Source organism: Roseateles oligotrophus, assembly GCF_025717515.1.
GTDB classification, from domain to species: Bacteria; Pseudomonadota; Gammaproteobacteria; order Burkholderiales; family Burkholderiaceae_C; genus Paucibacter_A; species Paucibacter_A oligotrophus.
Genome location: NZ_JAJIRN010000008.1, coordinates 242,181 through 256,082 on the forward strand (window position 1 = coordinate 242,181; position 13,902 = coordinate 256,082).

The 13,902-nt window shown below is 62.5% G+C and carries 9 protein-coding genes; 3 read left to right on the top strand and 6 right to left on the bottom strand.

What is annotated here, in order from left to right:
• The first annotated feature begins 88 nt into the window (after positions 1–88).
• Positions 89–1,126, top strand: a complete 1,038-nt coding sequence (locus tag LNV07_RS18535; RefSeq protein ID WP_263572655.1) for a GGDEF domain-containing protein — start codon at positions 89–91, stop codon at positions 1,124–1,126.
• Positions 1,127–1,244: 118 nt separating this feature from the next.
• On the opposite strand, the gene LNV07_RS18540 is transcribed toward LNV07_RS18535, so the two are convergent.
• Positions 1,245–3,257, bottom strand: a complete 2,013-nt coding sequence (locus tag LNV07_RS18540; RefSeq protein ID WP_263572656.1) for a M13 family metallopeptidase — start codon at positions 3,255–3,257, stop codon at positions 1,245–1,247.
• 232 nt (positions 3,258–3,489) lie between these two features.
• On the opposite strand from LNV07_RS18540, the gene LNV07_RS18545 reads away from it, so the two are divergent.
• Positions 3,490–4,584, top strand: a complete 1,095-nt coding sequence (locus tag LNV07_RS18545; RefSeq protein ID WP_263572657.1) for a cyanophycinase — start codon at positions 3,490–3,492, stop codon at positions 4,582–4,584.
• A 7-nt stretch (positions 4,585–4,591) separates the two neighbouring features.
• Here the strand turns inward: LNV07_RS18545 and ugpQ are convergent, their stop codons facing one another.
• From ugpQ to ugpB, 5 genes are read right to left on the bottom strand one after another with little or no spacing between them, the layout of a single operon-like run.
• Positions 4,592–5,332, bottom strand: coding sequence for a glycerophosphodiester phosphodiesterase (gene ugpQ, locus LNV07_RS18550; RefSeq protein WP_263572658.1), 741 nt, complete (start codon positions 5,330–5,332; stop codon positions 4,592–4,594).
• Between the two features lies 1 nt (position 5,333).
• Positions 5,334–6,419 carry a sn-glycerol-3-phosphate import ATP-binding protein UgpC gene (locus LNV07_RS18555; protein ID WP_263572659.1) on the bottom strand — a complete coding sequence of 362 codons (1,086 nt, stop codon included), beginning with the start codon at positions 6,417–6,419 and terminating at the stop codon, positions 5,334–5,336.
• Between the two features lie 12 nt (positions 6,420–6,431).
• Entirely contained in the window at positions 6,432–7,289 is an 858-nt protein-coding gene (ugpE, locus tag LNV07_RS18560) for a sn-glycerol-3-phosphate ABC transporter permease UgpE (protein WP_263572660.1), read from the bottom strand.
• Positions 7,290–7,306: 17 nt separating this feature from the next.
• Positions 7,307–8,194 carry a sn-glycerol-3-phosphate ABC transporter permease UgpA gene (ugpA, locus tag LNV07_RS18565; protein ID WP_263572661.1) on the bottom strand — a complete coding sequence of 296 codons (888 nt, stop codon included), beginning with the start codon at positions 8,192–8,194 and terminating at the stop codon, positions 7,307–7,309.
• A gap of 18 nt (positions 8,195–8,212) precedes the next feature.
• Positions 8,213–9,526 carry a sn-glycerol-3-phosphate ABC transporter substrate-binding protein UgpB gene (gene ugpB, locus LNV07_RS18570; protein WP_263572662.1) on the bottom strand — a complete coding sequence of 438 codons (1,314 nt, stop codon included), beginning with the start codon at positions 9,524–9,526 and terminating at the stop codon, positions 8,213–8,215.
• Positions 9,527–9,942: 416 nt separating this feature from the next.
• Between ugpB and LNV07_RS18575 the strand changes: the two genes are divergently transcribed.
• Positions 9,943–13,878 carry an FAD/FMN-binding oxidoreductase gene (locus LNV07_RS18575; protein WP_263572663.1) on the top strand — a complete coding sequence of 1,312 codons (3,936 nt, stop codon included), beginning with the start codon at positions 9,943–9,945 and terminating at the stop codon, positions 13,876–13,878.
• Positions 13,879–13,902: the final 24 nt, after the last annotated feature.

Sequence of the window (13,902 nt, forward strand, 5' to 3'; positions counted from 1 at the left end):
GAAGGGGCTTTGGGCCGCTATCACTATCAGAGGCCCAAGAAGAACACAAGAATCAGCTCGAACCCCTTCGCTGGGGTGAGTCAAAGCAATGTCCGAAGTCGTTGATCATCTGGCCGAAATGACCGGCTTCCGGGACCGGGACGTCATGGACGTGACGCTGGTGTCGGCCCTGCGTGATTTGTTGGAACCCCTGTCGGTGGCGATCTTTCGCTGCGTTGGCGAAGCTGGCGAACAGCGCTGGTTGACGCGCGCGCATCTGAGCGCCGATGACGCGGTGGCCACCGCCGACCCGCTTTGGTCCGATCCCGAATTGCTGCCTTTGGTGCAGGACTACCCGCAACGCCTGGACTGCATGCACAGCCGCGCGGTGGTGCAGGGCGACATCGGCGAGCATTGCCTCAGCCTGTTTCCGATCGCCACCGACCGGGATGTTGTCGGCGTGTTGGAGGTGATTTCCACCGAGCGAATGACGTCCAAGGCGCAGCGCCTGGTCAGCAGTGTGCTGCGGATTTATCACAACTTTCAAGGCCTGCTCGACTACAGCGAGCGCGACACCTTGACCGGCCTTCTCAACCGCAAGACCTTTGAGGACAGCTTTCTGAAGGCGGTCAGCGAGCTGCCGGCGCGCGCCGTTATGGCCGACACCGATGATGGTCGGCGTCACGAAGGCCGCAGCCCGCGCTACTTTCTGGGTGTCATCGATATCGACCATTTCAAGCTCGTCAATGACCGCTTCGGTCATCTGATCGGCGACGAAGTGCTGCTGCTGCTGTCACGCCTGATGCGCAGCAGTTTTCGCTTTCACGACCTGCTTTATCGCTTTGGGGGTGAGGAGTTCGTGGTCTTGATGCGCTGTGAAGATGAGGCCGACGCGGCCTTGGCTTTTGAGCGCTTGCGCCTGAATACCGAGCATTACGCCTTCCCGCAAATCGGCCGCATCACCGTCAGCATCGGCTTTACGCAAGTGCGCATCGAGGATTCGCCGGCCTCCGCTTTCGAGCGAGCCGACAAGGCGGTCTATCACGCCAAGGATTCCGGTCGCAATCAGGTGCACAGCCATGCCGAGTTGGTCTCGGCCGGCAAGATGAGCGAGCAGGCGCAGCTCAGCGCGATGGAACTGTTCTAAGGACCGAGCGCCGCCGAGTTCAACTCGGCGCGGGTTCTGGGCGCGGGGCGGCCGAAAAGTCAATATGACGGCCGGCCATCTGTTGCAATGAGAAGCGGGCCCGCAGGCCCGCTTGAACTTACCAGATGCGAATACGCTCTTCGCTGGCCTTGAACATCTGATCACCCGGCTTGGTGCCAAAGGCTTCGTGGAAGCCGTCATGGTTGACGGCGGCCCCGTTGGCGCGGAATTTGGCCGGTGAATGCGGATCCACGGTCAGGTTCTGCATCGTGCGTTCATCCCGCGCCTTGGCCCGCCAGGCTTGCGACCAGCCCATGAAGAAGCGCTGTTCGCCGGTGTAGCCGCCAATCACAGCCGCCGGTTTACCGCCGAGTGAACGCTGATAGGCTTTGTAGGCAATCTGCAGGCCCGAAAGATCGGCAATGTTCTCGCCCAAGGTCAGCTTGCCATTGAGCGTCTTGCCGGGCAACGGTTCGTATTTTTCGTATTGCGCCACCAGTTGCGCACCAATCGCTTCAAAGGCCTTGCGGTCGGCGTCGGTCCACCAATTGCGCAAGGCGCCTTCGCCATCGAACTGGCTGCCCTGGTCATCAAAGCCATGGCTGATTTCATGCCCGATGACGGCACCGATGGCGCCGTAATTGACCGCGTCATCGGCCGCCATATCGAAGAAGGGCGGCTGCAAAATCGCCGCCGGGAAGACGATCTCGTTCATCGAGGGGTTGTAGTAAGCGTTGACGGCCTGCGGCGTCATGCCCCATTCGGCGCGGTCCACGGGCTTGCCGACACGGGTGGCGATGCGCTCCCACTCGAAACGGCCCGAGCGAGCCTTGTTGCCAAAGGCGTCGCCCTGGCGCACTTCCAGCGCACTGTAATCACGCCAGCTATCGGGGTAGCCGATCTTGACCATGTACTTGGACAACTTGTCCTTGGCCGCGGCCTTGGTGGTGGGCGTCATCCAGCTCAAGCCGTCGATGGAGTCACCGTAAGCGCTCATCAGGTTGCCGACCAACTCGACCATGCGGGTCTTGTAGACCGGCGGGAAATGCTGCGCCACATAGACCTGCCCGATCGCTTCACCCAGCGCGCCGTTGACCTCGGCAATGCCTTTTTGCCAGCGCGGCCTTTCTTCCTTGGCGCCCGTCAGCGTATTGCCATGGAAGGCAAAGCGCGCCTCGCGGTAGGCCTTGGGCAGCAGTTCGGCGTTCTCATCCAGTACCCGCAGCTTCAGATAGGCCTGCCAGTCGGCCAGAGGCACTTCACCCGCCATTTTGGCCAGTGCCGTCATGGTGCTGGGCTGCGAGACCGTGATCCGGTCAACGCCTTGCAGTTGAGCGGCTGCCATGAAACCGGCCCAGTCAAAACCGGGGGCGGCCTTGGCCAACTCGGCCGGCGTCATCGGGTTATAGGTCTTGACCGGGTTGCGGTTGTCGACCTTGTCCCAATGCGCCTCGGCAATGCGCTTCTCCAGCGCCATCACGCGTTCCGCCATGGCCGCCGGCGCCTTCTCACCCGAGAGCTTGGCCAAGGTCGTCAGATAGCCCAGGTAGGCCTTGCGTGCTTGGCTGAGTTTGTCGTCATCCTTGAGGTAATAGTCCCGGTCCGGCATGCCGATGCCGCCCTGCCAAGTCAGCGCGCGGTTGATACCGGGCTGCTTGAAGTCGGGCATCACCCACAGCACCATGGGTGTGTTGACGGCGCCCTGCGCATTGCCCAGCCAGCGTGCCAAATCGGTTGGTGACTTGATCGCGGCGATGCTGGCCAGCATCGCTTTGGCCGGTGTCAGGCCGGCCTTATCAATCGCGGCCAGATTGCTGTAGGAGCCATAGAAATCGGCGATTTTCTGTTCGACGCTGCCCTTGGCTTGCGGCTTGGCGGCCAAGCTCTCAACGATCATGCGTACGCGCTGGTCGGAGAGGTCCCGCAACTGATAGAAGCTGCCGTACTCGGCCTTGTCGGCCGGGATCTCGGTCTTGCTGACCCAGCTGCCATTGGCGGCCAAGAATAGATCATCCTGGGCGCGAACTTGCTTGTCAAAACCTGCCAGGTCAAGGCCAGAAGTAGGAGCGGCAGCGTGAGCCAAACCGGCGGCCAGCAGCGCCGCCAAGGGCAAAAGACGAAAGAGTTTCATGCGGGTACAGCCTGAATATGGGGAGCGGGGAGGGTAATGGACGGGCCGGCAATTGGCAAGATGACTTTGGGCACAGAGGGATCACCCTTGTTCGGCCTTGCTTAGCCTGTGATCGGCATTGCGGCAAGCCCCGCAAATGAAGGCCTGGGAAATCCCTTGCCAAGGTTCAAGAACTGCCCGCTCAAGGACTATGCTCGACATCCCCCCTAGGCCCAAATTGAAAGCGCAAGCGATGAACATCTATAAATCCCCCCGTGCCTTGCTGGGCCTAAGTCGTGGTCTGCTGACCCTGTGCTTCGCCTTCGGTGCATTGTTGAGCGCGCCCGCCTATGCCGGTGGGGGCGCCGGCAAGGGTGGCGCCGCGCCGACCATCGCTTCGAAGAGCTATGACCTGTACCGCACCGGCAGCGCCGAAGACGCATTGCCGGCCGCACCGGCCGCATCGATGCTGGTCTTGATGGGCGGCGGCACCGATGTCGATGATGCCTTCCGGGCGATGATTGCCAAGGCCAGAGGCAATGGCAGCGCCAAGGTCGACGTGGTGATCATTCGCGTCTCCGGCGCCGATGGTTATAACGAATCGCTCTACGCGATGGACGGTGTTGATTCGGTCGAGTCGCTGGTGATCAAAACCCGCGAAGGCGCCAATGACCCCGCCGTCAACAAAATCGTCGCGGCGGCCGATGTGCTTTTCATCGCCGGAGGCGACCAGTGGGACTACATCAATCTCTGGAAGGGCAGCCAGCTCGACACCACCTTGCGTGGCTTGGCGGCCAAGCGAGTGCCCATCGGCGGCACCAGCGCCGGCCTGGCGGTGTTGGGCCAGTTTGACTATTCGGCCCAGAACGGCACGGTGACCTCGACCGAGGCGATGGCCAACCCCTACGACCGCAAGCTGACCCTGGACGGGGGCTTTTTGAACGCGCTGCCCTATATGGCCGGCGTGATCACCGATTCTCACCTCGTCAGCCGCGACCGCATGGGTCGTCTGGTGAGTTTTCTGGCCCGCTTGATCAAGGACGGTTCGGTCGGCTTCGAGCAGGCCCGCGGCATTGGCGTCGATGAACAGACCGCCGTGGTGGTCGACGGCGGCATCGCGACCGTGATGGGCAATGATGACGGCGCCGGTGGCCGCACCGGGCGGGCCTATTTCCTGAAGCCGACGATTGCACCTTTGATCGTCAAGGCCAAGACGGCCTTGACCTTCCGCAGCGTTGGTGTGGAAAAACGTGTCGTTGGCGGTGTCTATGACCTGCGCACGTGGCCGGTCGTCAGCCCGAGCTATCTGTCGGTTGAAGCCGGGCAACTGGCTCCGTCACCTTATTGAGCGCCAGTCAGACCGGCGAGAACCTGTCCACCGCGTCGGTGATGATGCCGTCCACGCCGTCGCCGATCAAGGTCTGTGCCGTCGCCGCGTCATTGACGGTGTAGACCAGCGCCTGCATGCCGGCGGCGTGAATCTTGGCGATGGTGGCGGCGTCCATCAGGCGGTAGTTCGTGATGACGGCCCGGCAAGCCAGCGCCTGCGCTTCTGCCAGCCAGCCCTCACGCAAGCTGTCGAGCAAGAGGCCGCGCGGGATGGCCGGCGCGCTCTCCAGCGCCCCTTGCAAAGCGAGCGGATCGAAGGAGCTGAACAGCGGCGCAAGACCTGACCCTTGCCAGAGCCGCAAGACCTCGCGCCCGACGACCTGCCCGGTCAGCAACTCCTGGCCCGGCGTCGGCTTGATTTCGATATTCAACGCATAACGGTTGCCGATGACGAAGCGGGCCACAGCAATCAGGCTGGGCAGCGGCTCGCCGGCAAAGCTGCGGCTGTGCCAGCCGCCGGCGTCCAGGCGCGATAACTCGCTCCAACTCAAGGCGCCCGCCACGCCCTGGCCATTGCTGGTGCGCTCCAGTGTGGCGTCATGCAGCAAGAAGGGCAGGCCGTCGCTGGACAGCTTCACATCGCATTCAAAGGCCCGGTAGCCATATTGAGCGCCCAAGCGAAAGGCGGCCAGCGTGTTCTCTGGCGCGAGCTTGCCGGCGCCGCGGTGGGCAATCCAGAAGGGCAGCGGCCAGGCCTTGCTGTTCATATCAAGCCCGCTCCACGCGCTGGGTGGTTTTCGGATCAAACCAATGCAGATGCTTGGCGCTGAGCTCCAGCATCAGCACGCTGCCGATGACCGGTGGGCTCAAGGTGGCGTCGATGCGCAGCGTGAACATCTCGCTTCCGAGGCGGCCGTAGACCAGCCGTTCGGCGCCCAGCATCTCGATCATTTCGACCGTAAAGGGCCAGCCCGCGCCGCCTGCGGATTGCGGGTGCCAGTGATCCAGATGCTCGGGCCTCAGACCCAGAATCAGCTCGCCATCGCGCGGCGCCGCTTCGGGCAGTTCGACGCTGATGCCGCCGATGCTGAAAGCTAGCCCCCGCGCCTGGCCCGTGAGCAGATTCATTGGCGGCGAGCCGATGAAGCCTGCCACAAAGGTGGAGGCGGGGCGGGCATAGACTTCTTCGGGCGTGCCGATCTGCTCCATATGGCCGCCGTTCATCACGATCATGCGCTGGGCCAGCGTCATCGCCTCGACCTGGTCATGGGTGACGAACAAGGAAGTCACGCCGAGTTCACGGTGCAGTTTTTGTATCTCCAGCCTTGTGTGCGCGCGCAGCTTGGCGTCGAGATTGGAGAGTGGCTCGTCGAATAGAAAGACCTGCGGCTTGCGCACGATGGCGCGGCCCATTGCGACGCGCTGGCGCTGGCCGCCGGAGAGTTGGCGCGGCGTGCGCTCGAGCAGCGCGCCCAGCTCGAGGATCTTGGCCGCCTTGTCGACGCGGGCCTTGATCTCGGCCTCGGGCACTTTTTTGATCTTCAGGCCATAAGCCATGTTCTCGAACACCGTCATATGCGGGTAAAGCGCATAGTTCTGGAACACCATCGCGATGTCGCGTTCGGCTGGCTCGATGTCGTTGACGACCCGCGCGCCAATCGCGATCTCGCCGCCGGAGATTTCCTCCAGGCCGGCGACCATGCGCAGCAAGGTCGATTTGCCGCAGCCGGAAGGGCCGACGATGACGACGAACTCGCCGTCGCGGATTTCGGCGTTGACGCCGTGGATCACCGCATTGGCCTTGGGGCCGTGGCCGTAGCGTTTGATGACGTTTCTGAGGGAGATGGAAGCCATGTGTGTCTCTTCTTATTTTTCGGTATCGACCAAGCCTTTGACGAACCACTTCTGCATCAGCATCACGACCAGCGCGGGCGGGATCATCGCCAGCATCGCCGTCGCCATGATGATGTTCCAGTCGTTGGCCGCGTCGCCGCCGCTGATCATGCGCTTGATGCCGATGACGACCGGGTACATATGCTCGTCGGTGGTGACCAAGAGTGGCCACAGGTATTGGTTCCAGCCGTAAATGAACTGAATCACGAACAACGCAGCGATGCTGGTCGTCGACAGCGGCAGCAAGATGTCCTTGAAGAAGCGCAGCGGCCCGGCGCCGTCCATGCGGGCGGCCTCCAGCAACTCATCCGGCACCGTCATGAAAAACTGCCGGAACAAAAAGGTCGCGGTGGCCGAGGCGATCAGTGGCACGGTCAGGCCGGCGTAGCTGTTGAGCAGACCCAGGTCGGCCACCACCTGGTAGGTCGGGCCGATGCGTACCTCCACTGGCAGCATCAGCGTGACGAAGATGGCCCAGAAGAAGAAGGACTTGAAGGGGATGCGGAAGAACACGATCGCAAAGGCCGACAGCAGCGAGATCGAAATTTTGGCGATCGCAATCGTCAGCGCACTGACCAGGCTGACCCACATCATGCGGCCAACCGGTGCCGAAGAGCCCGAGCCCGAACCCTCGGCGTTGCCGAACAGCGCGGTCTTGTAGTTCTCGATCAGATGGCTGCCCGGCAGCATCGGCATCGGCGCTTGCACGATCGCGTCGGCCGTCTGCGTCGAGGCGACAAAGGTGATGTAGACCGGGAAGGCGACGATCAGCACCCCCAGGATCAAGATGACGTGGGAGACAAAGGTGAGGATGGGGCGGCGTTCAATCATGGCTCTGCTTCCTGCGCTCAGTATTGAACTTTTTTCTCGACATAACGGAACTGCACCACGGTCAGCGTGACCACGATGAACATCAGCACCACCGACTGCGCGGCCGAACCGCCCAGGTCCATCGCCTTGAAGCCGTCGTAATAGACCTTGTAGACCAAAATCGAGGTGTCTTTGCCCGGCCCGCCGTGGGTGGCCGCATCAATGATGCCGAAGGTGTCGAAGAAGGCGTAGACGATGTTGATCACCAGCAAGAAGAAGGTGGTCGGCGAGAGCAGCGGGAAGATGATGGTCCAAAAGCGCCGCCAAGGCCCGGCGCCGTCGATCGCCGCGGCTTCGATCAAGGACTTGGGGATGGCCTGCAGGCCGGCCATGAAGAACAAGAAGTTGTAGGAGATCTGCTTCCACACCGCCGCCATCACGACCAGCGTCATCGCATGGTCGGAATTGAGCAGATGGTTCCAGGGGATGCCCATTGCCGTCAGCCAATAGGACACCACGCCGATCGAGGGCGCGAACATGAACAACCACAGCACGCCGGCAATCGCCGGCGCCACCGCATAGGGCCAGATCAGGAGCGTGCGATAGACGCCGGCCCGCTTGACCACGCGGTCGGCCATCACCGCCAGCAGCAAAGACAGCACCAGGCCATTGCCGGCCACCAGCAGCGAAAAAATCGCCGTGGTCTTGAACGATGCCAGATAGCCGGGGTCGGCAAAGAGCTGCTGGAAGTTCTCCAGCCCGACCCATTCGGTCGACAGACCGAAGGCATCCTGGCGTTGCAGCGACTGCAAAAGGGCTTGCGCCGCCGGCCAGAAGAAGAACACCGAGATGACCAGCAACTGCGGCGTCAGCAGCAGCCAGGGCAGCCAGGAGGCCTTGAATTGAACGCGTTTTTCAACTGACATGGCTGCTGAGCTGTGAGCTTACTTGGCCGCGCCGGCGTTCGCTTTCTGGAAGCGCTCCAACTGCTCATTGCCGCGCTGCACCGCCGCGTCAAGCCCTTCCTTGGCGCTCTTCTTGCCGCCCCAGACCTGTTCCATTTCCTCGTCGATGATGGTGCGCACCTGCACGAAGTTGCCCAGGCGGATGCCGCGCGATTTGTCGGTGGTCTTGCGGATCATCTGCGTCACGGCGACATCGGTGCCGGGGTTCTCTTTGTAGAAACCGCTCTTCTCGGTCAGCTCGAAGGCCGCCTTGGTGACCGGCAAATAGCCGGTGCGCTTGTGGCTGGCGGCCGCCACTTCGGGCTGGGCCAGATAGCTGAAGAAGGCCGCCACGCCCTTGTATTCGGGCGCCTTCTTGCCGGCCATCACCCACAGGCTGGCGCCGCCGATGACGGTGTTCTGCGGCGCGCCGGGCACATCCGGGTAGTAGGGCAGCGGCGCGATGCCGGACGCGAACTTGGCATTTTTCTTGATATTGGCGTACATGCCGGAGCTGCCGGTCATCATCGCGCATTCACCCGAGACAAAGGTCGCATCCGCCGCATTGCCGCGGCCCTTGTAAACCAGCAGGCCTTGCTTGCTCATATTCGCCAGGTTCTCGATATGGCGCACATGCAGCGGCGTGTTGAAGGCCAGTCGCGTGTCCAGGCCGCCGAAGCCATTGTTCTTGCTCGCGTACTCGACGTTGTGCCAGGCCGAGAAGCTTTCCAGCTGCGTCCAGCTGACCCAGCTGGTGGTGAATGGGCATTTGTGGCCGCTGGCCTTGAGCTTGGCGGCGGCCAGCGCCACCTCGGGCCAGGTGGCCGGTGGAGTCGTGACACCGGCGGCTTTCAGCGCGTCCTTGTTGAAGTGGAATACCGTCGTCGAGCTGTTGAAGGGCATGCTCAACATCTGGCCATTGGGTGCCGTGTAATAGCCGGCCACCGCCGGTACATAGGCGCTTGCGTCAAACTTGGCTCCGCCCATTTTCATCACCTCGCCGACCGGCATGATCGCACCCTTGCTGGCCATCATGGTGGCGGTGCCGACCTCGAAGACCTGCAGGATATGCGGCGCATTGCCGGCCCGGAAGGCGGCGATCGCGGCCGTCATCGACTCGTCGTAACTGCCCTTGTAGCTGGGCATGATCTTGTAATCCTTCTGGCTGGCGTTGAATTCCTTGGCCAGATCGTTGACCCAGTCGCCCAGGCCGCCGCCCATCGAATGCCACCATTGGATTTCGGTCTGCGCCTGCGCTTGGGGAGACAAAGCTGCGAGCAGCAGGCTTAGGGCGGCAAGGTGTTTGGATGTCATGGGGGCAGGCACTCCGTATGAGGTCGGTTGAAACTAGAGGAAGGCGGCAAGCTTAGGCGGCGATTGTGACAGCGAGAACTGTTGTAAAAATACAGTCTTGACGGATTCGGCGCAAGGGCGGGTTTCCCCAAAATTGGGCAAGGTCTTCGTCGAGGCCGCCTTGGCATATTGCTGCGCTGCGGTAGGATCGGCGCCCAGGCTGCAGGGGTATTCCCTCGAGTCTGGACCAAATTGATGTTTTCAAGCGACTCAGCAAGGCAGGGCCACACCCGGCCGGCTTGTTCGGATCGCCCCAGCAAGCGCGGAGCCACAAGCTCAGCCGCGCAATTGCAAAATTCTCAGCCTTGTTGACCGGGTTCTTTGAATGAAGACTGGGTCAGCAGCCAACCATGGGCGCCCCAACGCGTCCGGCCGCCATGAATGCTCCGCTCCCGCTGATGTCTCTTTCTTCCGCCATCGCTCAAGACCTGACCCTCGCTAAAAATGGAGGAGATGCCGCCCCCCGCCTGCGCGAGATTCCCTATAACTACACGTCTTTTTCCGACCGCGAGATCGTCATCCGCTTGCTCGGCGCTCCGGCCTGGGAACTGCTGAATCAGCTGCGCCAGGAGCGCCGCACCGGCCGCTCGGCGCGCATGTTGTACGAGGTGCTGGGTGATATCTGGGTGGTACAGCGCAACCCCTATTTGCAAGACGATTTGCTGGACAACCCCAAGCGCCGCCGCCTGCTGATCGAAGCGCTGGAGCATCGCCTGCATGAGGTGGAGTTGCGGCGCGACCCGAGCACCGATGTGCTGCGTGATCAATCGGTCGGCGAGTTGCTGATCGCCGCGCGTGCCGCGATTACCCAGTTCGCCGCCCAGTTCGACGCGGTGGCCGAGCTGCGCCGGCGCACGACCCGCCTGCTGGGCAAGACCACGGCCAAGGACAACATCAAGTTCGACGGCCTCTCGCGCGTGTCCCACGTGACCGACGCGACCGACTGGCGGGTCGAGTACCCGTTTGTCGTGCTGACCCCGGACACCGAGGTCGAAATGGCCAGCCTGGTCAAGGGCTGCATCGAGTTAGGCCTGACCATCATCCCGCGTGGCGGCGGCACCGGCTACACCGGCGGCGCCGTGCCGCTGGTCTGGAACAGCGCCGTCATCAACACCGAGAAGCTCGAAGCGCTGCGCGGCGTCGAGATGCTGACCCTGCCCGGCATGGACCGGGAGGTGGCGACGATCTGGAGCGAAGCCGGCGTGGTCACCCAGCGCGTCGCCGATCTGGCCGAGGCGCATGGCTTTGTGTTCGCCGTCGACCCGACCTCGGCCGAGGCGTCCTGCGTCGGTGGCAATGTGGCGATGAATGCCGGCGGCAAGAAGGCGGTGCTCTGGGGCACGGCGCTGGATAACCTCGCATCCTGGCGCATGGTGACGCCCGACGCCAAATGGTTGGAGGTCACGCGGCTGAACCACAATATGGGCAAGATCCATGATGTGGAGACGGCCAGCTTCGAGCTGCGCTACTTCGATGCCTCGGGCGCCAAGCTCGAGCGCACCGAGCGCCTCGACATCCCCGGCAGCACCTTCCGCAAAGAGGGCCTGGGCAAGGATGTCACCGACAAGTTCCTCGCCGGCCTGCCCGGCATCCAGAAAGAGGGCTGCGACGGCCTGATCACCAGCGCGCGCTGGGTCGTGCACAAGATGCCGGCACATGTGCGCACGGTCTGCCTGGAGTTCTTCGGCAACCCCAAGGACTGCGTGCCGGCGATTGTCGACATCAAGGACTTCATGTTCGCCGAAGCCAAGCGCCCCGGCGGCGCGGTGCTCGCGGGCCTCGAACACCTGGATGACCGCTACCTGAAGGCGGTGGGTTACAGCACCAAGAGCAAGCGCGCCAATCTGGCCGGCGCGTCCTCCGGTGGTCTGCCCAAGATGGTCTTGGTCGGCGACATCGTCGGCGAGGATGCCGACGCGGTGGCGCGTGCGACCTCCGAAGTTGTACGGTTAGCGAATGGTCGCAACGGCGAAGGCTTTGTCGCCATCAGTGCCGATGCGCGCAAGAAATTCTGGCTCGACCGCAAGCGCACGGCGGCGATCTCCAAGCACACCAATGCCTTCAAGGTGAACGAGGATGTGGTGATCCCGCTGCCGCGCATGGGCGAGTACACGCTGGGCATCGAGCGCATCAATATCGAGCTGAGCCTGCGCAACAAGCTCGCCTTTGTGGCCGGCCTGAAGCAGCTGTTCACGCAGAGCAGCCTGCCGCTGGGCCGCAGCGATGATGCCGGTGATATCCCGAGCGCCGAGTTGCTGGGTGATCGGGTTCAGCAGGCGCTGGCGCTGCTGGACGAGGTCGGCGGGCAATGGCAGCTGTGGATGGATCAGCTCGACGCGGCCCAGCCCGAGGGCCCGAGCTTTTTCGATCAATTGCAAGACCATTCCCTGCGCGCGTCCTGGAAGACGCAGCTCCTCAAGCCGCTGCAGATCATCTTCAACGGTGGCGCCTTTGCGCCGATCCTGGATGAGTGCAAGCGCATCCACAAGGAGGTCTTGCGCGGCCGCGTCTGGGTGGCGCTGCATATGCATGCCGGCGACGGCAATGTGCACACCAACATCCCCGTCAACTCGGATAACTACGAGATGCTGCAGACGGCGCATGAGGCGGTCGGCCGCATCATGGTGCTGGCGCGCAGCCTCGACGGCGTGATCTCGGGCGAGCATGGCATCGGCATCACCAAGCTCGAGTTCATGCTGGACTCGGAGTTAGCGGGCTTCGCTGGCTACAAGGCCAAGGTCGACCCCGAGGGCAGGTTCAACAAGGGCAAGCTTTTGCGCGGCGGTGCCAGCCCTGCCGATCTGACCAATGCCTACACGCCGAGCTTCGGCCTGATGGGCCATGAGTCGCTGATCATGCAGCAGAGTGATATCGGCGCGATCAGCGAGTCGATCAAGGATTGCCTGCGCTGCGGCAAGTGCAAACCGGTCTGCGCCACCCATGTGCCGCGTGCCAATCTGCTCTATTCGCCGCGCAACAAGATCCTCGCCACCTCGCTCTTGGTCGAGGCGTTCCTGTATGAAGAGCAAACCCGGCGCGGCATCTCGATCAAGCATTGGCAGGAGTTCGAGGATGTGGCCGACCATTGCACGGTCTGCCACAAATGCCTGAACCCTTGCCCGGTCAAGATCGACTTCGGCGAAGTGACGATGAATATGCGCAACCTCTTGCGCAAGATGGGGCAAAAGACCTGGCGGCCCGGCAACGCGGCGGCGATGTTCATGCTCAATGCCAGCAACCCGGAGACCATCAAGCTCGCCCGCGCCGCGATGGTCGGCGTCGGCTTCAAGGCGCAGCGTCTGGCGCACGATGTGTTGAAACGCTTTGCCAAGAAGCAGACGGCAGCACCCCGCGCCACGGTCGGCGCAGCACCCATCAAGGAGCAGGTGATTCACTTCATCAACAAAAAGCTGCCCGGTGGCCTGCCCAAGAAGACCGCCCGTGCGCTCTTGGACATCGAGGACAAGGACTACGTGCCCATCATCCGCAACCCGGCCGCGACGAATTCCGAGACCGAGGCGGTGTTCTATTTCCCCGGCTGCGGCTCGGAGAAGTTGTTCAGCCAGGTGGGCTTGGCGACGCAGGCGATGCTCTGGCATGCCGGCGTGCAGACCGTCTTGCCGCCGGGTTATCTGTGCTGCGGCTATCCGCAGCGTGGCTCGGGCCAGTTCGACAAGGCCGAAAAGATGATCACCGACAACCGGGTGCTCTTCCACCGTGTCGCCAACACGCTGAACTACCTGGATATCAAGACGGTGGTGGTCAGTTGCGGCACCTGCTACGACCAGTTGCAAGGCTATAAGTTCGAGGACATCTTCCCCGGCTGCCGCATCATCGACATCCATGAATACCTGCTCGAAAAAGGCATCACGCTGGGCAGTGACAAGAGCTATCTCTATCACGACCCCTGCCACACGCCGATGAAGCTGCAGGCGCCGATGTTGACCGTCAATGCGCTGGTCGGGCCGAATGTGGTCGAGAGCAAACGTTGCTGCGGCGAGAGCGGCACGCTGGGCGTGACAAGGCCGGACATCTCGACGCAGATCCGCTTCCGCAAGGAAGAAGAGCTGCTCAAGATGGAGGCCGAGTTGCGCGGCAGCGGCAAGGTCGCCGCGGCCGAAAACCTCAAAATCCTGACCAGCTGCCCGAGCTGTTTGCAAGGCCTGAGCCGTTACGGCAATGACCTCAACAACGGTCTGCTGGAGGCCGACTACATCGTCATCGAGATGGCCCGCCAAATCCTTGGTGAGAATTGGATGCCCGAGTACGTGGCCAAGGCCAATAGCGGCGGGATCGAACGGGTGCTGGTGTAAAGAGCCTGTAAAGCGGTCAGTTCT

Bases quoted from the DNA above. Each gene is read 5' to 3' on its own strand.
- LNV07_RS18535 (WP_263572655.1), top strand. From the start codon at position 89: ATGTCCGAAGTCGTTGATCATCTGGCCGAAATGACCGGCTTCCGGGAC.
- LNV07_RS18540 (WP_263572656.1), bottom strand. From the start codon at position 3,257: ATGAAACTCTTTCGTCTTTTGCCCTTGGCGGCGCTGCTGGCCGCCGGT.
- LNV07_RS18545 (WP_263572657.1), top strand. From the start codon at position 3,490: ATGAACATCTATAAATCCCCCCGTGCCTTGCTGGGCCTAAGTCGTGGT.
- ugpQ (WP_263572658.1), bottom strand. From the start codon at position 5,332: ATGAACAGCAAGGCCTGGCCGCTGCCCTTCTGGATTGCCCACCGCGGC.
- LNV07_RS18555 (WP_263572659.1), bottom strand. From the start codon at position 6,419: ATGGCTTCCATCTCCCTCAGAAACGTCATCAAACGCTACGGCCACGGC.
- ugpE (WP_263572660.1), bottom strand. From the start codon at position 7,289: ATGATTGAACGCCGCCCCATCCTCACCTTTGTCTCCCACGTCATCTTG.
- ugpA (WP_263572661.1), bottom strand. From the start codon at position 8,194: ATGTCAGTTGAAAAACGCGTTCAATTCAAGGCCTCCTGGCTGCCCTGG.
- ugpB (WP_263572662.1), bottom strand. From the start codon at position 9,526: ATGACATCCAAACACCTTGCCGCCCTAAGCCTGCTGCTCGCAGCTTTG.
- LNV07_RS18575 (WP_263572663.1), top strand. From the start codon at position 9,943: ATGAATGCTCCGCTCCCGCTGATGTCTCTTTCTTCCGCCATCGCTCAA.